A 24409-nucleotide genomic window follows, 5' to 3' on the forward strand; every position below is an offset into this window, starting at 1 on the left:
GTCAGCGCGCGCCCTCACCCGCGACCAGGCGGCCTCCCACGAAGGTGTGGGTGGGTCGGAGGTCCCGCATGCCGTCGGCGGCGCACCGCGCCGGGTCACGGTCCCACACGGTGAGGTCGGCGAGACGGCCGGGGGTGAGCATGCCGCGCAGGTGCTGCTCACCGAGCAGACGGGCGGCGTTCGTGGTGTGCAGGGTCAGGGCCTCGTCGTAGGTGATGGCGTGCTCGGGGCCCTTGACGCCGATGACGGTCTGCCGCGTGGTCATGCCCCAGACCGAGCGCATGGCGCCGAACTGGCCGACGGGGAAGTCGGAGCCGGCGCTGACCTGGGCTCCCAGGTCGATCCAGCCCCGGGCGGGGAAGAGGCGGGCCACCCGTTCGGGGCCCCAGAACCCCTCCTCGACCTCGGCGGTGTCGTGCAGCAGCGGCTGCTGGATGGTGACCGGGATGCCGAGCGCGACGGCGCGGGCGCGCTGCTCGGGACCGGCCAGACCGCCGTGCTCCATGACCAGGGTTCCGGCCGGCAGTCCGGGGTTGCGCTCCAGAACACGCTCGTAGACGTCCAGCAGGGTGCGGACCGCGCGGTCGCCGTAGGCGTGCGTGCCCACGCGCCAGCCGCGCCGCACCACCGCCTCGACGGCCTCCACCAGCGCGGCAGGCTCCCAGATCAGCATGCCGGAGTAGGAGTGGTCGCAGGCGTACGGCTCCTCGGTGGCCCCGGCCTCCAGGCCGCCGTCGAGGCCGAACTTCACGCCCCACACCGACAGCCACGGATCGGAGCCGTCACGCCACTCCTCCATCACGTCGAGCAGGTCCTCCACCTGGGCCGCGCGGGTGAAGCCCAGGGCGGAGACCAGCGCCCGCACGCGCGTGTGCAGTGCCCCCGCCGCGCGGGCGGCCAGCAGCACCGCGTAGTCCTCGGGGGTGACCGCGCAGTCCCGGACGGTGCCGATGCCCGTGGCCGCGTAGTCGCGGCTGGCCAGGCGCAGCCCCTCGATGCGCTGGGTCCGATCCGCGGCCGGGACGAGGTGCTCCACCAGGTGCAGGGCGTTGTCGATCAGCCGCCCGTTGAGCCTGCCGTCGCTCCCGCGGCCGATGGTGCCGCCCGGCGGCACCGGGGTCGCCTCGGTGATGCCGGCCAGGCGCAGCGCGTAGCTGTTGACGACGTCGTTGTGACCGCCGCGCTTGACCAGGACCGGGTGCCGGTCGGTGGCCTGGTCGAGCTCGGCGGCGGTGGGCATCCGGCGCTCGGCCAGGTTGAGTTCCTGCCAGTTGGTGGTGGTGCGGATCCACTCGCCGGCCGGGGTGACGGCGGCGCGCTGCCGGATCAGCTCGAGGAACTCCGGGATGGTGCGGGCCAGGTGGACCGGGACGTCCTGCGCGCCGAGCGCCGCGAAGATCAGATGGGTGTGGGTGTCGTCGAAGGCGGGCAGCACGGTGGCGCCGGGCAGGTCGTGCACCTGGGTTCCCGCACTCACCAGGTGGTCCAGGCCCCTGGGGTCGGCGGACACGGCGGCGATGCGACCGCCGCGCACGGCCACGGCCCGCTGCGGGGCCTGACCGGGCACCAGGGTGTGCACCGCCGCCGCGCGGATCAGCAGGCCGGCTCCGTCATCGGTCATCGTCTTCTCCCTCGTCCCGAACGTGTCCTTGATGACGTCACCGTTGTAGACGCGGAGTGGAGAATCACCGCCAGGCCGAGGATGCCGGCGCAGGAAGCACGCCACGGCACGCGCCTAGGATGCAGATCATGAGACAGGTGCTGGACGAGACGGATCGACGGATCGCGGCCGCGCTCGTCGCCTCGCCGCGCGCCTCCTGGCGTGAGCTGGCCCGCTGCCTGGGGTTGTCCGAGCGCACCGTCGTGCGCCGAGTCGCCCTGCTCTACGCCGACGGCACCCTGCGCGCGACCGTCGTCCGCAACCCGGCGCGCTTCCCGCAGCTGGTTCCTCTGGTCCTGCGCGTCCGCTGCCGACCCAGCCGGATCCGTCAGGTCGCCCAGGCACTGGCCCGGCGCGGCGACACCGTCTGGGTGGACATCCTCGGCGGCGGTGACGAGATCTCCGTGGTCTTCTTCCTGGAGGGCACCGAGGCGCGGAACAACCTGCTGCTGCGCGACCTGCCCGCCACCGACGCCGTGGGCTCCTGGACCTCCCACACCCTGCTGCGCGTCTTCCCGACGGCCTTCCGCTGGACCGCCGGACTCCTCTCGCCCGAGGAACTGGCCGAACTGGCCCCCGACATGACACCGCGGACCACGCCACCGCCGCCGCTGCTCGACATCGACACTGCGCTCATCACCGCCCTCACCGAGGACGGTCGGGCCACGTACACGGACCTGGCCCGGCGGGCCGGCACCACGGCGCTCACCGCCCGCCGACGCGTCGAGTCCCTGATGGCGGGGCAGGCGTTCCGTCCCGCCACCGAGATCGACCTCGCCCTGCTCGGCGCGCAGACCGAGGCGCTGCTGTGGATCGCCGTCCGTCCGGGCGCGCTCCAGGAGACCGCCCAGGCCCTGAGCTCCCACCCGCACGTCCGGTTCTGCGCGGCGACCACCGGCCCGGCCAATCTCGTCGTCGCTGTCGCCGCCGCGAACCTCGACGCCCTCTACGCCTTCCTCACCGACTCCGTCGGCCCGTCGGAGGCGGTCACCGCCATCGACGTCACCCCGCTGCTCGCCACCGTGAAACGCACGGGCCTGATCCGCCACTGAGGACGGGCCGCCCGGGTTCGCCTTGGCCGGCGACGGGTCAACTCGACGAATTTCGTCCACTCGGACGGCGCGTGGTCCTTCGCGGAGCGACGACCGATGGTGGACTGGAGCCAGCACCGCCCCTGCACGCCCCGAGGCCGGGCCACGCTGCAGATACCGAGGGGACCTCAGCCGCATGTCCGACCCCGGCGCCTCCGCCGACCAGTCGCTGCTGCGGCGTCTGCGACGTCAGCTGTGGCAGCCGCCCCGGCCGCACGGGGAGCAGCCGCGCGAGCGGGTCGTGGGTCCGCTGGAGCTGTTCTACGACCTCGTCGTGGTCGTGCTGGTCGCCCAGGCGGCGCACCACCTCGCGGGGCAGTTGACCTGGCGTGGCATCGGCGAGTACGGCGCGGTGTTCGGGCTGGTGTGGATCGCCTGGGTCAACGGCAGTCTCCACCACGAGCTGCACGGCCACGAGGACGCCCGGGCCCGGATCACCTTCCTGCTGCAGATCCTGGTCCTGGTGCCGCTCGGGGCGTTCATTCCGCAGGCCGGAGGCGCCAGGGGAGCGGCCTTCGCCGTGGCGGCGGGGGTGCTGTTCGCGGTGCTGGCGCTGCTGTGGGGGCTGGCCTCGCGCGGGGACGAGCCCGAGTACCGGCGCTCCAGCCGCCTCTACGTCACCGGCACCGCCGTCTGCGCCGTCGTCCTGGTGGTCAGCTCCCTGCTGCCGCCCGGGGCGAGGGTGTGGACGTGGGGCGCGCTGGACCTCGCCTACCTGGCCGGCTTCGCCGCCGTGATCCTGTGCGCCACACCGGTGCGGGCCGTGACCCTCAGCGTCACCGACGCGCTCATCGAGCGCTTCGGGCTGCTCATCATCATCGTGCTGGGGGAGACCGTGACCGGGGTCGTCACCGGGCTCGCGGCGGAGCCGGTCGACGCGCTCACGACGGCGGTCGGCCTGGTCGCGGTCGTGGCGGGCTTCGGCGCCTGGTGGACGTACTTCGACTTCGGTGGGCACCGCGAGCCGCGGCCGTCGCCCGCCGCCACTGTCCAGTGGATGCTGGCCCACCTGCCGCTGACCGCGGCGGTCGCCGCGATGGGCGCCGCCATGGTCGACCTGGTCGAGCACGCCCACGCGGCCCGCACCGGCGCCGCGACCGCGTGGGTGCTGTGCGGCGGCGCCGCGCTGGTCCTGGCGAGCACCATGCTGGTGGCCGGCAGCCTCGCGGTGTGGCGCAGCAAGCGCGCCCTGTACCGCCCGCTGGCGCGGACCTGCGCCGCGACGGCCCTCGCCTGCCTCGCCCTCGGCGCGGTGCGCCCGGCCCCGCTGGTGCTCGGCGTGATCCTGGTGCTGCTCCTGGGCGTCCCGTGGAGCGTCGCCGTCGCCCACCGTCTGCGCCACGCGGAACCGTCCACGGAGGACCAGGCCGTCACCGAGTGACGCAGGCGCGCGGCGTTCAGTTGGCGCGGACGAGTGTGTACAGCTCGACGATGACGCCGTCGTGGCAGTGGGCGATGTCCATGCCGGAGACGACGGGCGGCTGCCCGGCGGGACCGTAGCGGAAGCCGAGGTGGCCGAGGTCGTCCGTGACGGAGACCGAGCCGTCCGGCTCGAAGACCCAGTCCGGGCTCTTCGCGCGCAGCTCTTCGGCCCGCCGCGCGAGCGAGTCGCGGCCGCGCACGACCCGGTCGGGCTCGTGCCAGACGACGCCCTCGGCGTACGTCTCGGCGATGGTCCGGGCGCGGCGTTCGGCGTCCGGCTCGTTGAAGACGCCGAGCAGGTTGCGGCGCATCAGGTCGGCGACCGTGGCGGTCATGGGTGGTGCTCCTTCCGGGAGTTCGGGAGGCGTCAGGGGTACGGCGTCAGGGGTACGGCGTCAGGCTTCGGTCGGCGGCGGGAAGTGCCGGGCCAGCTCGGCGCGGGCGGCGGCGTCGAGGCGCACGGTCGAGGTGGCGAGGTTCTCCGCCAGGTGGGCGCGGGTGCGGGTGCCCGGGATGAGCAGGATGTTCGGGGCGAGGTCCAGCAGCCAGGCGAGGGCGACCTGAGCGGGTGTGGCCTGCAGCCTTGCGGCGACGCCGGCCACCGCCGGGCTGCTCATGATCCGGTTCTGCACGCCGCGCGGCCAGCCGAGCGGGCAGAACGGGACGAATGCGATCCCGCGTCCGGTGCACTCGCGCAGCACGTCCAGGGAGCTCTGGTCGGCGAGGTTGAAGAGGTTCTGGACGCAGGCGACGTCCGTCTGTTCGAGCGCGCGCAGCAGGTGGGCGCGGGTGATGTTGCTGAGGCCGACGCCCTCGATCAGCCCCTCCTCGCGGGCCCGGACGAGCTCCGCCACCTGGGCGTCGAAGCGCGGGCCGGGCGGCGCGGTGCGGTCGACCAGGCGCAGGTTGACCGCGGCCAGGCGGTCCGTGCCGAGGGAGGTCAGGTTCTCCTCGATGCCCTGACGCAGCTGGTGCGGTTCGTCGAACGGCAGGACCGCACCGTGCTCGTCGCGACGGGCGGCGACCTTGCTGACGATCGCCAGGCCCGCCGGGTAGGGGTGGAGGGCCTCACGGATCAGTTCGTTGACGACGCCGGGCCCGTAGTACTGGGCGGTGTCGAGGTGGTCGACGCCGGCGCCGACCGCCGCCCGCAGTACGCGCAGGGCCTCGTCGCGGTCGCGGGGTGGGCCGAAGACGTTGTCGCCGGCGAGCTGCATCGCGCCGTAGCCGATCCGGTGCACCCGGCCCCGGCCCAGCGGGTAGCTGTCCGCGGCGGGGACGGGGGCGGGGACGGAGGCGGGGGCAGGGACAGGGGCAGGCGTCTGTTCGGGCATGGTGTCTCCGAGGGTCAGGCGCGCAGGGCCTTCATGGCGGTCGACCAGGCCTCGAGCTCCTCGAACAGTTTCGTCGCCGGGGCGTCGTGGTGCGCGCCGGGCTTGAAGAGCGAGAGGTTCTCGAAGTCGGTGAAGAGCGAGAAGGCCAGCTGCTGGTGGACGTGGGCGAGCTGGACGGCGCTGGCGATGCTGCGCAGGTGCTCGGCGGCACGGATGCCTCCGACGGTGCCGTAGGAGACGAAGGCGGCGGCCTTGTTGTTCCATTCGGCGTAGACGGTGTCGATGGCGTTCTTCAGCACGGCCGGGACGGAGTGGTTGTACTCGGGGGTGACGAAGACGAAGCCGTCGAACTCCGCGATCCTGGCCGCCCACGCCTTGGTGAGCGCGCCCTGGTACTGGCCCATGGACGGTGGGACGGGCTCGTCCATGAAGGGCAGCGGCCAGTCGGCGAGGTCGACGAGTTCGTACTCGGCGTGGGTGCGGGCGCCGGCGCGGTCGACGATCCAGTCGGCGACGGCCTTGCCGTTGCGGCCGGGGCGGGTGCTGCCCAGGATGACGGCGATCTTGAGGGTGGTCCCGGTGCTCGTGTCGCTCATGTCGTTCACTCCTTTCGCGCTGCCGGCCCGGTCATCAGGCCTGGCTGCCGTCGGTGCGGCGGGCCCGGACGGAGGCGGTGAGCTGGAGGTGCCGGGCGGCCATGCCCTTGAGCTTGGTGACGCCGTGGGCGTAGCGGTCGACGGTCGCGGTGGCCTCCACGGCGATCTCGTCGCCGACGACCTCGGCCTTGGTCACGGTGAAGGTGACCGGGGCGTCGACACCGTGCGCGGTCAGCCGGCCCTGCAGGGCCCAGGCTCCGGCCTGGTCGAGTTCGGCGCCGGCGGCGCTGAAGACGATGTCGGGGTAGTTCTCGGTGTCCAGCAGTGCCTTGGACAGGACCTGGCGGTCGCGGTTCTTGTTGCCGGTGTCGAAGCTGCCCGCGTCGGCGACGGCGTCGACACGGGTCGCGGTGAGCGGCTGGGCCAGGGAGACGTTGCCGCCGCGCAGCTGGAAGCTGCCGCGGACGGTGCCCAGGCCGAACAGGTGCTTGGTGGTGAAGGTGATCTCCGAGCGGGGGACGTCGATGGCGTAGTGGCCGGGGGTCGGCGTCGGCGTTGCGGTGGTCATGATGTCCTCCTCGATCGCTTGAACCTTCAAGTGAAACCCTAGCTCTCTCAACTTGAGGCTTCAAGTGACAGCGCCGGAGGTGCGGCATTCATTCCCTCGAGCGGGAAGCCGTGCTCAGCGAGCGGGGGAGTCGATGCGCCCGAGGATGCGCTCCGCGTCCTGGCCCAGGCGGCGCAGCCGCTCGCCGGAGAGGTTGTCCACCACCAGGCGGCGAACGAAGGCGACGTGCGCGGGGGCGGCGGACTCCAGCTTGGCCATGCCGGCGGGCAGCAGGATGGCGTTGGTGAAGCGCCCGTCGGCCGGGTCGGGCTCGCGGCGGACGTAGCCGCGGCTCTCCAACCGCTTGACCATGTGGGAGAGGCGCGACAGCGACGTGCTGGTGTTCTCGGCGAGCGTGCTCATCCGCAGGGTCCGCCCGGCTGCCTCGGACAGCATCGCGAGAGCCATGTACTCGACCATGCTCAGGTCGGCGTCGCGCTGGAGCTGGGCGTCGATGGCCCACGGCAGCCGGGTCATCAGCCGGACCACTGACAGCCACGAGTCCAGTTCGCCGGAGGTCAGCCAAGGGCCCCCGTGTTCGTCCGCGGGCGCGTCGTTCTCGGTGGTCATACCGGGAGGGTAGCAGTCGCCCCTTGCGGAGGACATGCACCTGAGAACCACTGGCGAGCCAGGCGCTCGGACTTGAACATTCAAGTGATGCGGGCCTATTCTCAAGGTTGAAGATTCAACATATGACCCGGAGGAGGCCACCATGCCCGGACTGCTCACACCCACCGTCGAGATCCGGCGCTCCGACGAGCGCCAGGCCACCCGCCTGCCCTGGCTCGACTCCAGGCACTCCTTCTCGCTCGGCACCGCCCATCCGGACCCCGCCAACACCCACCACGGCCTGCTGCTGGTCCACAACGAGGACCTGGTCCAGCCCGGCACCGGCTTCGAGACGCATCCGCACCAGGACATGGAGATCGTCACGTGGGTGCTTCAAGGCTCGCTCGTCCACCAGGACTCGACGGGCCACGCCGGTGTGATCTACCCGGGGCTCGCCCAGCGCATGAGCGCCGGAACCGGCATCCTGCACTCGGAGAAGAACGACACCCACCGCGCCACCGGTGCCACCACCGCCACGCCGCCCGTGCACTTCGTGCAGATGTGGGTGCTGCCCGACGAGGCCGGCGTGACACCCGGCTACGAGCAGCTGGAGATCGGCGACGAGCTCCTGCGCGGCTCCCTGGTCACCGTCGCCTCCGGCATGGACGCCCACCGGGACACGACGGCCATCCGGATCCGCAACCGGTTCGCCGCCCTGCACGCAGCCCGCCTGGACACCGGCCGCCACGTGGTCCTGCCCGACGCGCCGTTCCTGCACCTGTTCGTCGCCCGCGGCACGGTCGACCTCGAAGGCGCCGGCGTGCTCGCCGAGGGCGACGCGGCCCGCCTCACCGCCACCGGCGGCCGGCAGGTCACCGCCCTCGGGCCGGCCGAGATCCTGGTCTGGCAGATGCATGCCGCGGCGCGGATCTGACCCGTGGAAGAACTGTCGGCCCACGAGGCGGTCGCGTCCCTGCCGGAGCGGTCACGACCTGGGCACTACTCCTGAACGATGACGCGCTCGCCCTCGCCGACCGGTTCCTCGAAGGCCGCGAAGTAGCGCTCCAGAACCTCGTCGGAGACGGTGACGCTGTTCGCGCCGGTCTGCTCGTTGCGGACGGCCAGCCGGCGACGCAGGGTATCCAGGTCGGCCCTGAGGCGGATCAGTTCCCATCGGCACCCGTGGCTCTCGACCGCGGCCTTGTAGCGCTCGCGGGTGGCGCGGTTCCAGAAGCTGTAGTCGATCACGACAGGGAGCTTCGCCTCCATCAACTCCAGCAGTTCGTTCCACAGTTCCTGCTCGACGGCGGCCTTGAGCCGTTCGTAATCCGCCGGGTCGAGGTCGGCTGCGTCATGACCGATGCGCGCCCACACCACCTCGTCGATCGACAGCCGGGTGTAACCGCGGCTCTCGAGGGCCCGCGCGTAGGTGCTCTTGCCCGAGCCGGGCAGGCCGCACATCATCACGACGAGCCCGCGCTCCGTCCCGTCCAGGTGCGGCAGCAGGTCCACTTCGTCCATGCGGGTGAAGCTATCGGACGGACCGCCGCCGTCGGCCCCTTGGCCGCCACCGGAGAAGCGGGTGCCGGCTCGGACGAGGGCGACGAGGTGCGGTGCGGTGACCGCTCGCCAGCGGGCCTGGGCGGACTCAACGAGTTTGAAGACCATCGCGAGGGCGGCTGCCGGGCTGCCGGCGCCGCGGGTGACCTTGGCCCGAAGCTTCGGGAGAGGTGCGGATTCCAGACGGTATGGAGGTGCCGGTTTGGGGCGGGCACGACGGATACGACGGGGCTGTGGCTGTCCGGGCTCATCCGGGTTCATCCGGGCTCGTCCGGGAAACTAGACTCCACGCATCCCCCTGAGGCACCGTGAGACCGCTGCTCCACGGTCAGCCCGCGCCCGATCACCGCGTCGGGTCAGCAGACGGCGGAGCAGGCGTTCGCGTACTCGGAAGGCTTGCACCATGGAGGGGGACCCATGCAGATCTTCAAGGGCCGACTCGCGGCCAAGGCCGTCGGCCTCGTCGCCGCCGTCACCGGTCTCGCGGCGCTCACGACCGCACCCGCCCACGCGGAGACTATCGTCTGGCTGAGCAGCCCGAGCCACTGCGCCGGGGTCTACAAGTCGTGGCAGGTCGACATGGGAAAGACCGGCGTGCCCGACCTGTGCCCCGGCCCCCACGACCACCAAGACGCCATCCTCGCGTACTGCTGGGTCAGGGGCGACGACATCGATAACGGCGGAAACGTCTGGTACTACACCGAGCGGGTGTACTACAGCTGGGAAGGTTGGCAGTACCACAGCGGATACCTCTACGGCGACTACGTCGACTCCAACAAGGAATTCCACGCCGGGCTCCAGCACTGTGGCTGGGGAAACTAGACGGTATGGAGGTGCCGGTTTGGGCCGGGCCTCGCTCACACGTTGTCGTGGGTTGCCGGCCTGGCGCACCCTCGCCAGTAGTGCCTACATGTGCGGGAGGCCGGGCGCCGTCCGCGCTCGTCCGTCTCGGCCGCCAACTCGGCTATGTACTGGTTGACTTCCGCCTCCAAGGCTGCGGCCGGCATCCGGCGGGCGCCCTCGCGGACGGTCTCGTCGATCAGGGCGCCAGACGGGTGGAGTCGTCAACGGTGACTGCGCTGAGGACGGCGTGCCTTCCCTCCCGCGCTGGGAGCGCGGGCCTACTCGGAGACCTTCCAAAGGATCATCCGGAAGGTACGCCTTCGGCGTCGGGCCCGAGAGTGGCCCACAGGTTCCGAGCATTGCTCCCGCCGCCGGGCGGGAACGCTCAACGCGGCAGGAACCTGGGGTCGGCCTCCTGGATCAACTCGCCGAGGAGCGCGCGATGGTGGAACGCGGAATGCAACAGGCCCGCCAGGCGGGTCAGCGCGTTGAGGTCCGCGCTCGTGACCACGAAAGTGCCCGCCTCCGAACCGAACTGGAGAGCGTCGACAAATTCGGGCATACGGGAACGGACCAGCGACACGGCCAGGCCCTGCCAGCCGTGACCATGGCTCTCGGCGTTGTGTTCCTCGAAGACGTCGGCGACCCGTTCCATGTCCCCGTCGAAGAGATAGAGGCAGTGCCAGGGGTCACCTTCGCCGCCTTCATCCAGATGGAACGGGGCCAGGGCTGATGCGTCGTTCATGCGCAGATGGTAGGGGACCTGTCTGACACCGTCCGTCTGCTTCGCGCCCGGTGGCAGCCGACCCGGACGTGCCACGGAACGAGAGAAAGTCCCGCCGTACGTTCCCGGGTCCCCACCCGGTGCCCGATTCGTCCACCGGTGACCGTCGCCCCGGCAAGGCCCGGCGATCCGGATGGCGCCGTCGGGCCGGTGGCGAGGTGTGCTCGACTGTGGCCTTCGGCGCCGCCATCGCGGCCCTGACGATCGGGGGCGGGACGCGTCACATACCGGGGTGGGTATGCTGGTGGCGGTGGCGAGCCTCGACGTGGCCGGCCCCAGCTCCGCCGGGCCAGCCAACTTGGACCACGGCCGCACCTCAACCCGAGATCAGCGGAAACCCCTGTGCGAGACCGCAGCTGGCGCTACGGTCGCCTTGCAGTCAAGAGCAAGCGAACGGCAGGGGGCACGATGCTGGCGGAGGCGTTGACAGCGTTGGCGGCCGCAGGTGGAACCGCGGTCGCGAAAGCGGCAGGGACCGACCTGTGGAAGGGACTGCGCGACCAGGTCGCACGCTGGTTCGGCCGAGGCGACGCGCAACGGGAACAACGTGAGCTCGAGCGCCTGGACCGCAGCGCGGCAGAGCTCGAGGCAGCCGCCCCCATCGAGCTGGAGCGGGTCAGGGCCCGGCAGGAGATCGCCTGGCAGACCCGCATCGAGACCCTGCTCGAGGAGCTCGACGACGAGCAGCGGGAGCAGGCCGCTGCCGAACTGCGAGCCCTGCTCGAGCAGGCCGCGCCGCAGCCCGGCGGCACCAACGTGCTCTCCGGCAACACCTTCCACGGCCAAACCGCCGTCCAGATCGGAGACCACAACCGCCAGGACGTCCGCTTCGGCCCACAGCCATGACCCGCCCCCACCCCGGTGCCGAAACCGACCAGGGTGGCGTGAACGGCAGCACCTTCCACGGTCCCACCGCGATCCAGACCGGCCCGGGCGGCGTGCAGAACGTCCAGTTCGTCTACCGGTGGAAGCCCGCGTACCGGATCGAGGACTTCCCGGCCGTGTCCGCGCCAGTACCTGCCCGGGCGCTGGAGCGGCAACCTTCGCGGCTGCTGCGGGCCGGGCATCGGGTGGTGCCGTTCACCGGCCGCGCCCACGATCTCGACAACCTGGCGCGCTGGCGTGACGACCCGACAGAGAGACTTGCGGTCCGACTGATCCACGGCCCTGGCGGCCAGGGCAAGACCCGTCTGGCTGCGCGCTTCGCCGAACTGAGTCGTCAGGCTGGGTGGACGGTGTGGCAGGCGGTTGTGAACGAGGCGGACACTGACCGAGTGGCGACCGGTGAAGCCCCCGAGGCCGCGGCCGGCGTCGTGCTCGTGGTCGACTACGCAGAACGCTGGCCAACTGCTGAGCTGCGCCAGCTGCTGCGCGAGCCCCTGCTGCACCACGGCCAGGTTCCGGTACGGGTCCTGCTCCTGGCCCGCCCGGCCGGACTCTGGTGGGACAGCCTGAACACCTGGATCGGCGACCACCTCGACGCCGCATCTGAAGCCCACCCGCTCCTATCGCTGGCCACCCACGCCGCGGCCCGGGCCGAGCTGTACGAGCAGGCCCGCAACAGCTTCGCGGACCAACTCGGCCTGCCCGACGAGCAACACAGCCGCATCGGACCGCCAGCGGACCTGGACCACGACGAGGATTACGCGCAGATCCTGACCATCCACATCGCTGCCCTGGCCGCCGTCGACGCCGCCCTGCACAACGATCCCGCTCCGAGCGATCCGGCTCGCGCCAGCGCCTACCTCCTCAAGCGCGAACGCGCCCACTGGAGCCAATTGCACCGTCGCGCGCATGAGCCGTTGGCCACCACCCCGCAGGCCATGGGGCGGGCAGTGCTGATCGCGACCTTCACCCGCGCATTGGCTCGCGACCCGCACGGCTGGAGTGTGCTGCAGCGCACAGGGCTTGCCGACACCAAAGCCGCCGCCAACACCGTCCTGGACGACCACCTGTACTGCTATCCCGCCATCCGGCCCGACACGGTTCTCGAGCCGCTCTACCCCGACCGCCTCGGCGAGGACTTCATCGGCCTGACCACCCCACCGGACCACAGCACAGCCCATCCGGTTTCGGGGGCAGTAACCGACGACTGGGCCGGCAAAGTGGTCTCACGCCTCCTCCTCAGCGGCCGCACTTCTGCCGGCCCTTCTGCGCCTTGGACCCGGGACGCGCTGACAGTCCTGATCGAAACCGCCCGCCGCTGGCCCCATGTCGCCACCGGCCAGCTCTATCCCCTCCTCAAGGAGCATCCCGAACTCGCACTGCAGGCAGGCGGCGCCGCCCTCGCTGCCCTAGCCAGCCTCGACCACATCGACATCACCGTTCTGGAAGCCATCGAACCTCTGCTACCCGAAGGCCGGCACACCGACCTCGACCTCGGTATCGCCGCCATCGCCAGCACCCTGGCCGGCCACCGCCTGGCCGCCACCCAAGACCTGCTTACCCGGGCCCGCATCAACGACCACCTTGCGGTGCGAGCGCACTACGCTGGCCTGCGCGACGCCGCCCTCACCGCCGCGCAAGACGCCCTGAACACCTGGCGACACCTTGCCCGCACCAATCCTGCCGTCTACGAGCCCGACCTCGCCGCCGCACTGAACAACCTCGGGGTGTGGCTGTCGGAGATGGGTCGGCGGGGGGAGGCGTTGGAAGTGGCCGCTGAGGCGGTGGCGATTCGCCGCCGGTTGGCGGACCCGGTCACGGGCGACCCTGAGGTCTTTGAGCCTGATCTCGCCAGCTCGCTTAACAACCTCGGTGTCCGGCTGTCGGGGGTGGGTCGGCGGGGGGAGGCGTTGGAGGTCACGACGGAGGCGGTGGCGGTCTACCGGCGGTTGGCCGACCCGGTTACGGGCAACCCCGCCGCCCACGAGCCCGACCTCGCGGGGGCCCTGAACAACCTCGGTGCCGATCTATCGGAGGCGGGTCGGCGGGGGGAGGCGTTGGAGGTCACGACGGAGGCGGTGGCGGTCTACCGGCGGTTGGCCGACCCGGCCACTGGCAACCCCGCCGCCCACGAGCCCAACCTCGCCGCCGCACTGAACAACTTCGGCGCTCGGTTGTCGGGGGTGGGTCGGTGGGCGGAGGCGTTGGAGGTCACCGCTGAGGCGGTGGCGGTCTATCGGCGGTTGGCGGACCCGTTCACGGGCAACCCCGCTGCCCATGAGCCCGACCTCGCCGGGTCACTCTCCAACCTTGGAATCTGGTTGTCGGAGGTGGGTCGCCAGGCGGAGGCGTTGGAGGTCACGACGGAGGCGGTGGCGGTCTATCGGCGGTTGGCGGACCCGGCCACTGGCAACCCCGCCGCATACGAGTGGCATCTCGCCGCAGCGCTGAACAACCTCGGTGCCGGGCTGTCGGGGATGGGTCGGCGGGGGAAGGCGTTGAAGGCCACGACTGAGGCGGTGGCGATTCGGCGCCGGTTGGCGGACCCGGTCACGGGCGACCCTGCCACCTACGAGCCTGACCTCGCCGCTTCGCTGTCTAATCTCGGCAGTCGGTTGTCGGGGGTGGGGCGGTGGGGGGAGGCGTTGGAGGCGTCCGCTGAGGCGGTGGCGGTCTATCGGCGGTTGGCGGACCCGGTTACGGGCAACCCTGCTGCCCATGAGCCTGATCTCGCCCGCTCGCTGAACAACCTCGGCACTCGGCTGTCGGGGGTGGGGCGGTCGGCGGAGGCGCTGGAGGCTACGACTGAGGCGGTGGCGATTCGGCGTCGGTTGGCGGACCCGGTTACGGGCAGCCCCGCCGCCCATGAGCCCGACCTGGCCAGCTCGCTGAACAACCTCGGTATCTGGCTGTCGGAGCTCGGTCGGCGGGCGGAGGCGTTGGAGGCCACGACAGCGGCGGTGGCGCTCTACCGGCGGTTGGCGGACCCGGTTACGGGCAACCCCGCCGCCCACGAGCCCGACCTCGCGGGGGCCCTGAACAACCTCGGTGCCGATCTGTCGGGGGTGGGTCGCCAGGCGGAGGCGTTGGAGGCCACGACAGCGGCGGTGGCGGTCTACCGGCGGTTGGCGGACCCGGTTACGGGCAACCCCGCCGCCCACGAGCCGGACCTCGCCGCGGCGCTGAGCAACCTCGGCGCCCGGCTAGCGCAGGTGGGTCGGCGGGCGGAGGCGTTGGAGGCCACGACTGCGGCGGTGGCGGTCTATCGGCGGTTGGCGGACCCGGTTACGGGCAACCCCGCCGCCCACGAGCCGGACCTCGCCGCGGCGCTGAGCAACCTCGGCGCCCGGCTAGCGCAGGTGGGTCGGCGGGCGGAGGCGTTGGAGGCCACGACTGCGGCGGTGGCGGTCTATCGGCGGTTGGCGGACCCGGTTACGGGCAACCCTGCCGCCCATGAGCCCGACCTCGCCACCTCGCTAACTTTCATGGGCATGCTCAGCAGGGCAGCAGGAGGCGATCTTGCCGGAGTGCTTCATTCGACGGGGGAAGCGATCGAGATCTACCGGCGGCACATTGCCGCAGCACCCGTGCTGCATCCCCCACTCCACGTCGCGCTGAATCTGCAGGCAATGGTGCTTGTAGATCTCGGGCGGGTGGACGACGCGGCAGCGGTCCAGAGCTGGCTGGACGAGAACCCGCTACCGCCAAGCCTCGGACCTCAGGTATGAGCGTCTCCGGGCACGACCAGGATGGCGTGAGCGGCAGTCACTTCTACGGCCCCACCGCGATTCAGACTCGGCAGGGTTGGTGGTGCTGGAGGACACCATCGAACCGCGGACCGCGCAGGCGTAGTGGCCGGCCAGCCACACGGGTATCGGCGGGGTCCTGGCGACGACCCGCTTGCATGACGCACGCCTGACCGGCGGAGGTCGCCGCCGCTCCGGACCCCGCATCGCTACGCCCTGCTGACCATTGATCCGTTGGCAGGGTCACGGACCGTCCGGATCTATGCCCTGACCGCCCGCGCCGGCACGCCACCGCCTGTGCCGACACGCTTGCCGAAGTCTGGCCGCAGCACCAGACCCAGCCCGCCCGCCACCACGCTGCGCGCCAACGCGGGACGCACCGTAGGGTGCTGCTCACGGGGGAGAGCCGGACGCCCGCACGGCCGGGCACCGTCTCCTCCGCCCGTTGCAGCAGGCCATCACCGAACCGTGAGGAAGCACGATGCTCGTCAAGCTCGTCCCCGTCGCGGAAGTGCTGGATCTGCGCTGGCACGTCCTGCGGCCCGGCCGACCCCGTGACACGGCGCTCACCGACGTCGACCTGCTCCCGGACACCTTCCACGTCGCGGTCTACACCGACAGCGGCGACCTGGGCGCCTGCGCCACCTTCAGTACCGAACCTCCGCCCGACGACGTCTCGGGCGGCACCTTCACCGCCGTGGAGGTCCGGCGGCTGCGGAAGATGGCCAGCGCCCCGGACCTTCGGGGCCAGGGCTTCGGCAGCGCGGCCCTGCGCGCAGGCATGGACGAGAGCGCGGCACGCGGCGCCCGTCTGCTGTGGTGCAGCGGCCGACTCGCCGCAGCGGGCTTCTACCGGCACCACGGCTTCACCGCCGTCGGCGCACAGTTCACCGTCCCGGCCATCGGCGAGCACTACCACTTCGTCCGGGAACTCGGCTGACGCACGCCCGTTGTCGCAGCGTCAACCCTCCCGATCAGGAACGGTCCTGCGGCTGTACCCTGCGGGCCATGGTATCCGGGGTGGGGGCGCGAACGGTGGGAGCGATCGGGACGGAGCACGGCTTCTTCGCGCGGAAGTACCTCGTCGAGGTGGGCGTGGATCCGGACGACCTGCGGCTGGACGACCCCCGGCACGGCGACCGCGCGGTCGCGCCGGCGCTCGCGGCGTTGGCACCGCTGAAGTCCGGTCTCGCGGACGAACCCTGCCGCGCGGCGGTCCGCCACGTCGCCGAAGTCGGCACCCCGGCCGCTGCCGCATCCCCGCTGCTCCGAGCGACGCTGGAATCCGACCGCTGCTTCCCGGCGGACATCTACCCTGCGGCGCGCGCAGCGCTCACAGCCTTCGCCGACGGACGCGGTTCCTCGCGCGCGAGGACCTGATCGTCGGCTTGGACGTGCGCAACGATCGTCACGGGTGCACCCAGCCCGGTGACCTGCGGCGACCGCCCGGGTGAACCTCGGAGTCGAACCAACACTCGCACGTCCGCGCCGCGTTGAACCGGCCGTGAACAGCTCTGACGGAAGTCCGATACTGACCACTGCCACCAGCGCGGCCTCGACCGTGGCCGGGACCCCCGGCCGAGAGGCCGACCAGGCGCCGCCTGTCATAGAACTGCGGGTGACCGGCGCCGAAGGCGTCACGCTGCACCTGGCCCTCGCCGGGGAGGCGGACCACTTCAGTACCGCCCCGCTGCGCGCGATACTCGCCCGGGCCGTCGAGGACGGCTACCAGGCCCTGGTCCTGGACACCACCGCCCTCACCTTCGCCGACTCCGGGTTCCTCTCGGCCCTCACCGCCTGGCAGCGCTCCGGCCGGCCCCTGCACCACCACCCCTCACCCGCCGTCACCAGGCTCCTCCACCACCTCCGCGCCGCCGACCGTTGATCGCGGACGGTGTGGCAGGAGTCCGGACGAACGATCGGCTTCAGTGCTCCAGGCAGTCAGCCCAGGCGGCGGCGAGTTGACGGGGGATCTGGGAGACGGCAGCGCAGCCCCGGGGGTTGCGGGGGGCTCCGTCGGACGCGTCGTAGCCCCAGCCCTGGCCGGGGGCCTTGCTGAAGTACTTCGTTGCCGCCCCTTCGTCCTGCGATGCGACCAGTTCCTGCTGCGTCGCGCCGCTGGTCGGGATGAAGCGAGTGGCCGCGAAGGCGGTGCCGTCGCACACGCCGTAGTAGAAAACCCCCTTGGGCGTGATGTGGGTCGGATGCGGTCGGCTGGCCCGCTCGTAGGCGTCGAGGACGGCTGTCCGGACGGCGCTCGACGCCGGGAGGGACCGGCAGCCCGCCACCACCCCGCTCGGCGACGACGGCGCTGCGGTGGCCGATGCGGCGGTGGCCGACGCGGTGGCGGTCGGCGTGGAGGTGTGCGGCGTGGGGGTGTGCGGCGTGCATCCGGTCAGAACAGCGGTGGTGGCGGCCGTGCAGGTGGCGATGCTCAACAGCAGCAGGCGTCCGTGGCGTGTCATCTCTGGCCGATCTCGTGTGACGTTGGTGCTGGATATACGCGCCACCCCCGACCCCGGTTGCATCGACAGCGGCGACCGGGTCCGGCTCCGAGCGTTCTCCGGGCGCGTCTGGCTGCTCCATCCGGCGGTTGCTAGTGTTCGCGTCCATGATCCGTGCATGGATGCCGCCGACGCTGATCGCGCTCTGCGGCTCGATCGTTGCCGCGTGGCTGCTCGTGTCGGGCCGAGTGGTCTTCGGTGCGGTTCTCCTGGTGGTCTACCTGGCCCTCGCCGTCGCGGTCTCGCCGCTGATCTTCCCGCGGTCCGTCGACAGCGCGGAGGCCCGACGCCGGGCCGAGGAGGACGGCCGACCCGTCGTCTACTGGCGGCCGGGCTGCGCCTACTGCATGCGGCTGCGCGTCAGCCTGGGGCGCCGCGCGCGCCGTGCGCACTGGGTGAACATCTGGCGCGACCCGGACGCGGCGGCGATCGTGCGGGAGGTGAACGACGGCAACGAAACAGTGCCGACGGTCGTCCTGGCTGGTCGTCCGCATACCAATCCCGACCCGGCGTGGTTGCGCGAACAGCTTCGCTCGCTCGTGTGAGACCCGAGACCCGGCACGACCCCGCACGCACGTGCCCGGCGCGGCCGGCAGGCGCGCTTCTGTGCCGACTGCGCGGTCCCCGGCCTGGCGGATATGCCTGCAGGTCACGGAAGTTGGACCGTGTGGCCGCGCCGGGGCGGGGTAGGCGCCCCTCGGTGACGCGCCGGTCCCCGCGCAGCGCCACCTGGTCCGCGCGGTGCGTGGCGCTACCGCGCGGCCCCGCCTGCCGGTCCGCCCAGTCCGTTGCTCTCGAGGGGAGAGTGCGACATGCCCGTCCCGTGGGTCGTGATTCTGGTGGTCCTGCTCGTCGCGGCGTTCGCCGCCGCGGTCGCTGATGCATCCGCGCGCAGGACCCGTCGTCTCAAGGAGCGTTTCGGGTCGGAGTACGGCGCTGCCGTGACTGCCCATCAGGGCCGCACCAGGCGCGCGCAGAGTGCCCTGTTGAAGCGGGAACGGCGGCTCGACGCTCTGCCGGTCCGGCGTCCGGACCCTGCCCGCGCGGAGCAGGTGCGGGTGCGGTGGCGCGACCTGCAGCGGCAGTTCGTCGACGAGCCCGCTGCGGTTCTCGCGCGTGCGGTCCGAGCGCTGGAGGAGCTGTTGGACGACATGGGACTGCCGGCCGAGCGTGAGGACCGGGAGGCGCTGCTGCGTTTCCGTGGTGCGCAGGTCCTGCAGTCCTACCGGCGGGCACGGGGGGTGACCGAGCGGTCGACCGACGGCACGGTCTCCACGGAGGAGCTGCGTGAGGGCTTCGTCAGTGCCAGGAGCGTGTGCGAGGCCCTGCTCGGCGCGGAGGACCTTCCGAGCACCGAAGGTGAGGATGCGCGACTGGTGGGTGGGAGGGTCCGATGACCGAACCGGAGACCGTGGCGGAGCAGCGGTCCGCGGCGGCGGTTCGCGCCGGAGAGGCAGTGGAACCGGAGCCTGCCGAGCCGAACGCGGCGGCAGGGTACGCGGTTCAGCACGACGGCGCGTTCGCGCGCTCACCCCGTCCCGCGCGCGCGGACACGGACGCCGACGTCCACCACGACTCGGCACCGGCATCAGCGCCGGCGCAGGCGCCGGCACCGGCCGCTGGGACGGCGCGGGGCGGCCCGTCACCGCAGGTGCAGGGGACAGTGGGGCCCCGCCGCAGCCTCGTCCTCGATCCGCAGGTCGCCCTGCGCCTGCGTGACGACTGGCAGCAGGTCCAGTTCGACTTCGTCGACGATCCCCGCCAGGCCGTGGAGCAGGCGGACGCGGTCGTCGGACGCGCCGGCCAACGCATCGCCGAGGCGCTGTCGGCGTGCAGCGCCGCAGTGCGCCGGAGCTGGCAGGCCGAGGGACCGGGCAGCGCCGCCCACGACACGGGCACCTCGACCGAGCATCTCCGCGTCGTGCTGCAGCAGTACCGGGACCTGCTGAACCGCATGCTCGAGCTCTGATCGCCGAACCGCGGTCGCGTCACCGCCGTCCGGCGCGCGGCCCGCGGCGCGTCGTTCAGTCCTGGCGTGCGGGGAGCCGGTCCAGGCCGGTGTCCCGCAGGATCCGGCTGACGGTGGCGTGCAGGGAGCTGTGGGCGGGGACCACGGTTTCGGCCGATCCGGCGAGCAGGTCCAACGGTCGGTACCAGCCGCGCATCTCCGCTTCGCCGTACTCGACCGCCTGCGGCTTCGTGGCGTGCCGGCGCAGCGTCTCCTCGAACGGCACGTCGAGGTAGTAGCACCGGGTGACCCCTCGGTGGTCGGCACGCAGCGCGGTGAGCATGGGCTCGTAGTGCGCGGTGTGCAGGATGCCTTCGAGGACGACGTGGAAGCCCGCGTCCAGACAGTGGCGCGTCACCGTGTCGATCAGCCCGATGTTCGCCGCGCCGGGCCGGTCCTGCTCTCCCAGCACCGTCCGGCGGAGATTGTCCTGGCCCACCAGGGCCACGCCACGCCCGAATCGCTCCCGGATCGTGAGCGCGATGCTGCTCTTGCCCGATGCCGAGTTCCCGCGCAGCACCACGAGCCGTGTGGAAGGCGAGCCGGTCCTCATGCTCCCTGACCGTAGCTCGTGGTGCGATGGCGGGCACCCACTCGCGCACGGACGATTGCCGCTCCCGTGGCTCCTCCTCGGCTCCGGCGGCGTCGGCTGAGGCCCAGCCGCCGGGCGGCGCGAGTGGTAGTCAGCCGATCGACGCGAGCTGCGGTACCACCTGCTGCCCCACCCGCTGCGCGAACTCCACCGGGTCGCGGTCCGGCATCACCTGCAGTTCCGTCACGCCGAGGCGGGCGAACTGCTCCGCCTGGCCAAGGAACGCCTTCGGGTCGGCCAGCGGTGGCAGCATCGCGAGCACCGTCTTCGTGATCGCGGCGTAGTCGCGGCCGACGTCGGCGCAGTGCGCGCGCAGGACGTCGAGCTTGTTCGCCACGTCCTCGGGGCTGGAGCCGAACAGGTTGCACGCGTCCGCGTAACGCGCCACGAGCAGCAGCGTCTTCTTCTCGCCGCCTCCGCCGATCATGATCGGCGGGTGGGGCCGGGTCAGCGGCGCCGGCACGCACAGCGTCTCCGCAAGCTGGTAGTGCCTGCCGTCGTACGGCCCGTTGTCCTCGCTCCACATCTGCCTGCAGATCTGCAGGGTCTCCTCGAGCCGCTCGAAGCGCTCGGTCACCGACACCACGGGGACGCCGAGCCCGTGCTGCTCACGCTCGTACCACGAGGCGCCGAGGCCGAGACGGGCGCGGCCGCCGGAGAGCACGTCGAGAGTGGTGACGATCTTCGCCAGCAGGCCGGGTTGCCGGTACATCACGCCCGTGACCAGCAGGCCGAGCTTCATGCGCTCGGTCAGCGCCGCGACATAGCCGAGGGTCGTGTAGCCCTCGAGCATCGGCTCGTCTGCCTCGGAGGTCGGCGTCTGCATCTGGAAGTAGTGGTCCATGGCGGTGAACGAGTCGAACCCCGCCTGCTCCGCCACCCGCGCCGTCTCGGCCAGGGTCGGTGCGATCCGCGCCGGATCGGCAGGCGTCGAGTAGTTCCAGTAGTGCAGCCCCAACCTCAACGGACACCTCCGCAGACGCGACTGACGGGCGGGCGGCATTGCCGCCCCACGTCGCCCAGCCTATCCGCGCGTGCGGCAGAACCGGATCAGGCGATGCCGGCCGCGTGGCGCGCCGTCGCCCCGGCCCTGGCCGAACGTCGTCGGGGGTCGGTTCACCGGAGCCGAGGGGCCGCCCCGGGGCGGCCCCTCGGCCCGCCGCTTCAACGCGACGTCATCTCCAGTCGCTCGGGGAGGCGGTGAAGGTCGCCGACGACCAGGGCCGGGTCCGTGATCGCGGCGGGCGTGGCACCGGGGAGTGAACGGCCCGCACACCGGTCGCGCGGGACGAGCATCGCGCCGGCCGCCAGCAGCAGGACGGTCCACAGGCGCAGGTCGCCCAGCAGCGACGGGTCCCCGACGACCCCGGGGGCCAGGTGCAGGCCGGCGAACGCGGTCAGCGACCACAACGGGACGGGGCGCCGCAGGCCGAGCAGCTCCCAGCACAGCGTGCCGACCAACAGTCCCGCCGTGTAGTAGGCGTAGACGCCCGGATCCAGCGCGATCCGCGCGCCGACGCCCAGCAGCAGCACCGCCTGCCAGCGGCCCCGCAGCACGGCCCACAGGCCCAGGCCGCAGCCGGTCACGAGCTGGGCGAGCCGGTCCCACGAGGGCGTGCCGGCACTGCCGACCCCCAGGGCGCGCAGCGCCGAGGAGGGCTCGTTGACGATGGCGTACTGCGTCGCCGTCAGCGTCCCTGGATCGGCGAGCACGAACGGCAGCCAGGCCAGCACCACGGTGGCCGCCGCGTAGACGGCGACGTGGCGCCGCCGGATCCGGGGCGCGGCCAGCACCAGTGGGAGGAAGGCCAGTGCCCAGGGTTTGGCGTCCACGGCCAGGCCGAGACAGAGCCCCGCCACAGCCGGGGCGTCCGCCAGCAGTGCCCGCACCGCGAGCACCGCGCACAGCAGCGCCAGCGCGTCGTCGAGATGCCCGTAGTGGACGGCCAGCGACTCCCACACCACCAGGAACACGCCGCCGCCCAGCACGAGGGTCCGACGCAGGGCGGCCGGGCGTTGCTCCAGGTCCGGGCGGGTCGTCGCCACGCAACGTTCCAGGGTGTGCAGCACGAGCAACCCGGCCGCCGTCATCACCAGCTGACCGGCCACGACACCGTTGTCCGGGCCCACCGACCGCAGTACCTGCGCGCACACGAACGCGAACGGGCCGATCTGCAGGCTCGGGTAGTTCGCGTAGAGGTGCAGCCCCCCGGGCGGATTCGCCCCCGCCCCGTCGAAGAGCAGGGCGCTCCCGTGGGAGAAGTAGTGCCACGAGTAGGCCCCGCCCGGCATCTCCGCGACCATCCACACCAGCGCCCACAGCGTCAGCGCCCACCGGTGCCAGCTCGCCCGCAGCGACATGTCCCCACACCTCCTCGCACGGTTCGCCCCCGAAGTGAGTGACGCCGCCCCGCCCGCGCCGGGTTCCCGGCACGCGCCCCGGAACGGGGCGTGGCGGGGTCATGGGGTCGGCGCGGGACGGACGAGTCGGCGTCCAAGGTTTTGAGCGGGGATCTCGATCAGGCGGTGCAGCAGGTGACTGGCGGCGGCCAGGACCGCCAGGAACGCGCCGGACCACAGCAGTTCCTGCCAGGGTGTCACGGGCTTGGTGTGGATCTCGGCGAACATCCACTCGAAGCCGCTCAGCAGCGGTACGTGGAGCAGGTACATCGCGTAGCTGACCGCGCCGACCCAGGTGAGGGCCCGTGGAATCGGACGGTTGCGCAGCAGCCAGCCCATCAGGAACAGCAGCCAGGCGGCGGCGAAGCCGGCGCACCAGCTGTCGGCGGAGGCAGTCCACAGCAGGCCGAGGTAGTGGCCTCCCTGCCGTTCGCCCGCCACCACGGTGCCGACGAAGACCACACCGCAGCAGACCAGCCCCTGCGTCCGGCTGATCTGCCCGCGCTCCGCACGGTAGATCGCCGTGCCCGCGAACATCGTGGCCAAGATGGCCATGGTCTCGAAGCCGGCGGTGCGACCGTTGAGGAGGACCAGGGTCAGTGCGAGCCCCCCGAGCAGTGCCGCGCCGATGCGTCGCGCCGTCGGGTGCGCGCTGAAGATGCAGACCAGGGCGAGCACCACGACGGCGGCGGAGACGGCCACCAGCCCGTGTACGGAACGGCCGGCGTGCGACAGCAGACCCAGCGGCAGCGCGCTCCCCGCGAACACACCGACCACGGTGAGACCCACGGCGATCGGACCGCTGACCCGGTGGAGCCCCCAGGCGAACAGGGCCGTGACCAGGAAGTAGAAGACCATCTCGTAGGTCAGCGTCCAGGCCACCCGCAACGCGCCCGGCATCCCCAGAAGATCGGGCAGCATCAGCGCGCTCCCCACCCCGGCCGGCCACTGCTGCCACACCCGGGGGTCCACCGCCGCGAACGCCCGCGGAAGCAGGGCGCCGACCGCCACGACGACCAGGAAGGGAGGGTGGAGCCGGAACACCCGGCCGACCCAGAAGGCCCGCAGGTCGCCGCGGCGCTCCAGCGACGCGGGCACGATATAGCCGCTGATCAGGAAGAACAGGAAGACGCCCAGCATCCCGGTGTCCAGCCGCGGATGTTCGATCCGGTACGGCTGCCACAGCAGCGAGGGGGCCGCATGCTGGAAGACCACGGCCAAGGCGGCGATCCCGCGCAGGGCGTCCAACCACCCCAGTCGCGGCGACGCGGGCGAAGCGGCCTCGGCGGAGCGTCGCTGTCCGGCATGCACTGCTGCCACTGCGTCGCTCATGCGAAGAAGCTACTGAGTGTGCGTGCCTGACGGCGGGTAGTGCCACGCCGGGTTCGGCGGTTCGAGTGAAAGCGGCGGGGGCCGCCGAAGGGTTCAGTGGTCGACGTAGCCGAAGTCCCCGGCCGTCCATGCGCTGACGTCCTTGATGGCGATGCGGTACATACCGCCTGTCTCCGGAATGCCCATCTGACCCTGGAGAATCCGCGCCCGGTGGAAATGCAGGTGGGAGGGCGTCCGGTCGCTGTCGGCCCGGGCGTCGCCGGTCGGTCCCGTGAAGATGCCGGCGAAGGGACCCAGGAGCTCGGAGTCCCGCAGCAGTCCGGCGACGTGCTGCCGCCACACGCCCTCCGGAACCAGCCTGCCGGTGATGACGGCGCCGTGGACCAGCACGGTGAGCGGCATCTGATTGGTCTGTTCGGCTTCCACGGTGGCGGCGATCTCGATGAGCAGCGCATCCGGCATCGACATGTGGGCGATGCTACAGCCGAGGCGCAGC

The 24409-nt window shown here is 71.8% G+C and carries 26 protein-coding genes and 2 pseudogenes; 12 read left to right on the top strand and 16 right to left on the bottom strand.

Annotated features, from left to right (window positions below):
* Position 1 precedes the first annotated feature (1 nt).
* A complete protein-coding gene (locus tag BMY61_RS15510; RefSeq protein ID WP_042442662.1) occupies positions 2-1621 on the bottom strand; it encodes an amidohydrolase in 1620 nt (539 codons plus the stop codon).
* 128 nt (positions 1622-1749) lie between these two features.
* Here BMY61_RS15510 and BMY61_RS15515 point away from each other — a divergent pair, with 128 nt between their 5' ends.
* Both BMY61_RS15515 and BMY61_RS15520 read left to right on the top strand, forming a co-directional pair.
* Complete coding sequence (locus tag BMY61_RS15515; RefSeq protein WP_042442956.1) at positions 1750-2712, top strand: Lrp/AsnC family transcriptional regulator; 963 nt, start codon at positions 1750-1752, stop codon at positions 2710-2712.
* A 175-nt stretch (positions 2713-2887) separates the two neighbouring features.
* Entirely contained in the window at positions 2888-4132 is a 1245-nt protein-coding gene (locus BMY61_RS15520; protein ID WP_042442664.1) for a low temperature requirement protein A, read from the top strand.
* A gap of 16 nt (positions 4133-4148) precedes the next feature.
* On the opposite strand, the gene BMY61_RS15525 is transcribed toward BMY61_RS15520, so the two are convergent.
* The 5 genes from BMY61_RS15525 to BMY61_RS15545 all read right to left on the bottom strand — a co-directional run bounded on the left by BMY61_RS15525 (position 4149) and on the right by BMY61_RS15545 (position 7280).
* Positions 4149-4508, bottom strand: a complete 360-nt coding sequence (locus BMY61_RS15525; RefSeq protein ID WP_042442666.1) for a nuclear transport factor 2 family protein — start codon at positions 4506-4508, stop codon at positions 4149-4151.
* 60 nt (positions 4509-4568) lie between these two features.
* Positions 4569-5507 (bottom strand): oxidoreductase, encoded by a 939-nt coding sequence (locus BMY61_RS15530; protein WP_082014734.1) that lies wholly within the window; start codon positions 5505-5507, stop codon positions 4569-4571.
* 14 nt (positions 5508-5521) lie between these two features.
* Positions 5522-6103, bottom strand: coding sequence for an NADPH-dependent FMN reductase (locus BMY61_RS15535; protein ID WP_042442668.1), 582 nt, complete (start codon positions 6101-6103; stop codon positions 5522-5524).
* A 34-nt stretch (positions 6104-6137) separates the two neighbouring features.
* Positions 6138-6671: a YceI family protein gene (locus BMY61_RS15540; RefSeq protein WP_042442670.1), complete on the bottom strand. Its 534-nt coding sequence runs from the start codon at positions 6669-6671 to the stop codon at positions 6138-6140.
* 114 nt (positions 6672-6785) lie between these two features.
* Entirely contained in the window at positions 6786-7280 is a 495-nt protein-coding gene (locus tag BMY61_RS15545) for a MarR family winged helix-turn-helix transcriptional regulator (protein WP_042442671.1), read from the bottom strand.
* A gap of 142 nt (positions 7281-7422) precedes the next feature.
* Here BMY61_RS15545 and BMY61_RS15550 point away from each other — a divergent pair, with 142 nt between their 5' ends.
* Positions 7423-8193, top strand: a complete 771-nt coding sequence (locus BMY61_RS15550) for a pirin family protein (protein ID WP_042442673.1) — start codon at positions 7423-7425, stop codon at positions 8191-8193.
* Between the two features lie 65 nt (positions 8194-8258).
* On the opposite strand, the gene BMY61_RS15555 is transcribed toward BMY61_RS15550, so the two are convergent.
* Both BMY61_RS15555 and BMY61_RS47630 read right to left on the bottom strand, forming a co-directional pair.
* A complete protein-coding gene (locus BMY61_RS15555; protein WP_042442959.1) occupies positions 8259-8780 on the bottom strand; it encodes a P-loop nucleotide/nucleoside kinase family protein in 522 nt (173 codons plus the stop codon).
* 45 nt (positions 8781-8825) lie between these two features.
* Positions 8826-8981: pseudogene (locus BMY61_RS47630) on the bottom strand (IS256 family transposase); the annotation flags it as partial.
* A 255-nt stretch (positions 8982-9236) separates the two neighbouring features.
* On the opposite strand from BMY61_RS47630, the gene BMY61_RS15565 reads away from it, so the two are divergent.
* Positions 9237-9641 carry a hypothetical protein gene (locus BMY61_RS15565; protein ID WP_042442675.1) on the top strand — a complete coding sequence of 135 codons (405 nt, stop codon included), beginning with the start codon at positions 9237-9239 and terminating at the stop codon, positions 9639-9641.
* Positions 9642-9721: 80 nt separating this feature from the next.
* On the opposite strand, the pseudogene BMY61_RS48800 reads toward BMY61_RS15565, so the two are convergent.
* Both BMY61_RS48800 and BMY61_RS15575 read right to left on the bottom strand, forming a co-directional pair.
* Positions 9722-9906 (bottom strand): annotated as a pseudogene (locus BMY61_RS48800) (IS256 family transposase); the annotation flags it as partial.
* Between the two features lie 141 nt (positions 9907-10047).
* Positions 10048-10407 carry an Imm51 family immunity protein gene (locus BMY61_RS15575; RefSeq protein ID WP_052438310.1) on the bottom strand — a complete coding sequence of 120 codons (360 nt, stop codon included), beginning with the start codon at positions 10405-10407 and terminating at the stop codon, positions 10048-10050.
* Positions 10408-10854: 447 nt separating this feature from the next.
* Between BMY61_RS15575 and BMY61_RS15580 the strand changes: the two genes are divergently transcribed.
* The 5 genes from BMY61_RS15580 (at position 10855) to BMY61_RS46215 (ending at position 16962) form a co-directional block, all read left to right on the top strand.
* Entirely contained in the window at positions 10855-11292 is a 438-nt protein-coding gene (locus BMY61_RS15580; RefSeq protein ID WP_042442677.1) for a hypothetical protein, read from the top strand.
* 38 nt (positions 11293-11330) lie between these two features.
* A complete protein-coding gene (locus BMY61_RS48385; RefSeq protein ID WP_177240381.1) occupies positions 11331-15059 on the top strand; it encodes a tetratricopeptide repeat protein in 3729 nt (1242 codons plus the stop codon).
* Between the two features lie 499 nt (positions 15060-15558).
* A complete protein-coding gene (locus BMY61_RS15590; RefSeq protein WP_042442679.1) occupies positions 15559-16017 on the top strand; it encodes a GNAT family N-acetyltransferase in 459 nt (152 codons plus the stop codon).
* A gap of 68 nt (positions 16018-16085) precedes the next feature.
* The gene (locus BMY61_RS15595; protein ID WP_143094361.1) at positions 16086-16457 is read left to right on the top strand and encodes a hypothetical protein; all 372 of its coding nucleotides are present in this window, start codon (positions 16086-16088) and stop codon (positions 16455-16457) included.
* A gap of 238 nt (positions 16458-16695) precedes the next feature.
* The gene (locus BMY61_RS46215; RefSeq protein WP_042442683.1) at positions 16696-16962 is read left to right on the top strand and encodes an STAS domain-containing protein; all 267 of its coding nucleotides are present in this window, start codon (positions 16696-16698) and stop codon (positions 16960-16962) included.
* A 40-nt stretch (positions 16963-17002) separates the two neighbouring features.
* On the opposite strand, the gene BMY61_RS15605 is transcribed toward BMY61_RS46215, so the two are convergent.
* Positions 17003-17542 (bottom strand): hypothetical protein, encoded by a 540-nt coding sequence (locus BMY61_RS15605; RefSeq protein ID WP_042442684.1) that lies wholly within the window; start codon positions 17540-17542, stop codon positions 17003-17005.
* 146 nt (positions 17543-17688) lie between these two features.
* On the opposite strand from BMY61_RS15605, the gene BMY61_RS15610 reads away from it, so the two are divergent.
* The 3 genes from BMY61_RS15610 to BMY61_RS15620 all read left to right on the top strand — a co-directional run bounded on the left by BMY61_RS15610 (position 17689) and on the right by BMY61_RS15620 (position 19550).
* Positions 17689-18126: a glutaredoxin domain-containing protein gene (locus tag BMY61_RS15610; RefSeq protein ID WP_042442967.1), complete on the top strand. Its 438-nt coding sequence runs from the start codon at positions 17689-17691 to the stop codon at positions 18124-18126.
* A 267-nt stretch (positions 18127-18393) separates the two neighbouring features.
* Positions 18394-18978: a hypothetical protein gene (locus BMY61_RS15615; protein ID WP_052438313.1), complete on the top strand. Its 585-nt coding sequence runs from the start codon at positions 18394-18396 to the stop codon at positions 18976-18978.
* Positions 18975-19550 (top strand): hypothetical protein, encoded by a 576-nt coding sequence (locus BMY61_RS15620; RefSeq protein ID WP_052438314.1) that lies wholly within the window; start codon positions 18975-18977, stop codon positions 19548-19550. The genes BMY61_RS15615 and BMY61_RS15620 overlap by 4 nt, the downstream gene beginning before the upstream one ends.
* A gap of 55 nt (positions 19551-19605) precedes the next feature.
* Here the strand turns inward: BMY61_RS15620 and BMY61_RS15625 are convergent, their stop codons facing one another.
* The 5 genes from BMY61_RS15625 to BMY61_RS15645 all read right to left on the bottom strand — a co-directional run bounded on the left by BMY61_RS15625 (position 19606) and on the right by BMY61_RS15645 (position 24381).
* Complete coding sequence (locus BMY61_RS15625) at positions 19606-20142, bottom strand: AAA family ATPase (protein WP_042442686.1); 537 nt, start codon at positions 20140-20142, stop codon at positions 19606-19608.
* A 130-nt stretch (positions 20143-20272) separates the two neighbouring features.
* Positions 20273-21145 carry an LLM class F420-dependent oxidoreductase gene (locus BMY61_RS15630; RefSeq protein WP_042442688.1) on the bottom strand — a complete coding sequence of 291 codons (873 nt, stop codon included), beginning with the start codon at positions 21143-21145 and terminating at the stop codon, positions 20273-20275.
* 200 nt (positions 21146-21345) lie between these two features.
* Positions 21346-22542, bottom strand: coding sequence for a hypothetical protein (locus BMY61_RS15635; protein ID WP_052438315.1), 1197 nt, complete (start codon positions 22540-22542; stop codon positions 21346-21348).
* 99 nt (positions 22543-22641) lie between these two features.
* Positions 22642-23913, bottom strand: coding sequence for an acyltransferase family protein (locus BMY61_RS15640; RefSeq protein WP_082014736.1), 1272 nt, complete (start codon positions 23911-23913; stop codon positions 22642-22644).
* 93 nt (positions 23914-24006) lie between these two features.
* Positions 24007-24381: a hypothetical protein gene (locus tag BMY61_RS15645; RefSeq protein WP_042442977.1), complete on the bottom strand. Its 375-nt coding sequence runs from the start codon at positions 24379-24381 to the stop codon at positions 24007-24009.
* Positions 24382-24409 lie beyond the last annotated feature (28 nt).

Source organism: Streptacidiphilus jiangxiensis (genome assembly GCF_900109465.1).
GTDB classification, from domain to species: Bacteria; Actinomycetota; Actinomycetes; order Streptomycetales; family Streptomycetaceae; genus Streptacidiphilus; species Streptacidiphilus jiangxiensis.

Bases quoted from the DNA above. Each gene is read 5' to 3' on its own strand.
- BMY61_RS15510 (WP_042442662.1), bottom strand. From the start codon at position 1,621: ATGACCGATGACGGAGCCGGCCTGCTGATCCGCGCGGCGGCGGTGCAC.
- BMY61_RS15515 (WP_042442956.1), top strand. From the start codon at position 1,750: ATGAGACAGGTGCTGGACGAGACGGATCGACGGATCGCGGCCGCGCTC.
- BMY61_RS15520 (WP_042442664.1), top strand. From the start codon at position 2,888: ATGTCCGACCCCGGCGCCTCCGCCGACCAGTCGCTGCTGCGGCGTCTG.
- BMY61_RS15525 (WP_042442666.1), bottom strand. From the start codon at position 4,508: ATGACCGCCACGGTCGCCGACCTGATGCGCCGCAACCTGCTCGGCGTC.
- BMY61_RS15530 (WP_082014734.1), bottom strand. From the start codon at position 5,507: ATGCCCGAACAGACGCCTGCCCCTGTCCCTGCCCCCGCCTCCGTCCCC.
- BMY61_RS15535 (WP_042442668.1), bottom strand. From the start codon at position 6,103: ATGAGCGACACGAGCACCGGGACCACCCTCAAGATCGCCGTCATCCTG.
- BMY61_RS15540 (WP_042442670.1), bottom strand. From the start codon at position 6,671: ATGACCACCGCAACGCCGACGCCGACCCCCGGCCACTACGCCATCGAC.
- BMY61_RS15545 (WP_042442671.1), bottom strand. From the start codon at position 7,280: ATGACCACCGAGAACGACGCGCCCGCGGACGAACACGGGGGCCCTTGG.
- BMY61_RS15550 (WP_042442673.1), top strand. From the start codon at position 7,423: ATGCCCGGACTGCTCACACCCACCGTCGAGATCCGGCGCTCCGACGAG.
- BMY61_RS15555 (WP_042442959.1), bottom strand. From the start codon at position 8,780: ATGGACGAAGTGGACCTGCTGCCGCACCTGGACGGGACGGAGCGCGGG.
- BMY61_RS15565 (WP_042442675.1), top strand. From the start codon at position 9,237: ATGCAGATCTTCAAGGGCCGACTCGCGGCCAAGGCCGTCGGCCTCGTC.
- BMY61_RS15575 (WP_052438310.1), bottom strand. From the start codon at position 10,407: ATGAACGACGCATCAGCCCTGGCCCCGTTCCATCTGGATGAAGGCGGC.
- BMY61_RS15580 (WP_042442677.1), top strand. From the start codon at position 10,855: ATGCTGGCGGAGGCGTTGACAGCGTTGGCGGCCGCAGGTGGAACCGCG.
- BMY61_RS15590 (WP_042442679.1), top strand. From the start codon at position 15,559: ATGCTCGTCAAGCTCGTCCCCGTCGCGGAAGTGCTGGATCTGCGCTGG.
- BMY61_RS15595 (WP_143094361.1), top strand. From the start codon at position 16,086: ATGGTATCCGGGGTGGGGGCGCGAACGGTGGGAGCGATCGGGACGGAG.
- BMY61_RS15605 (WP_042442684.1), bottom strand. From the start codon at position 17,542: ATGACACGCCACGGACGCCTGCTGCTGTTGAGCATCGCCACCTGCACG.
- BMY61_RS15610 (WP_042442967.1), top strand. From the start codon at position 17,689: ATGATCCGTGCATGGATGCCGCCGACGCTGATCGCGCTCTGCGGCTCG.
- BMY61_RS15615 (WP_052438313.1), top strand. From the start codon at position 18,394: ATGCCCGTCCCGTGGGTCGTGATTCTGGTGGTCCTGCTCGTCGCGGCG.
- BMY61_RS15620 (WP_052438314.1), top strand. From the start codon at position 18,975: ATGACCGAACCGGAGACCGTGGCGGAGCAGCGGTCCGCGGCGGCGGTT.
- BMY61_RS15625 (WP_042442686.1), bottom strand. From the start codon at position 20,142: ATGAGGACCGGCTCGCCTTCCACACGGCTCGTGGTGCTGCGCGGGAAC.
- BMY61_RS15635 (WP_052438315.1), bottom strand. From the start codon at position 22,542: ATGTCGCTGCGGGCGAGCTGGCACCGGTGGGCGCTGACGCTGTGGGCG.
- BMY61_RS15640 (WP_082014736.1), bottom strand. From the start codon at position 23,913: ATGAGCGACGCAGTGGCAGCAGTGCATGCCGGACAGCGACGCTCCGCC.
- BMY61_RS15645 (WP_042442977.1), bottom strand. From the start codon at position 24,381: ATGTCGATGCCGGATGCGCTGCTCATCGAGATCGCCGCCACCGTGGAA.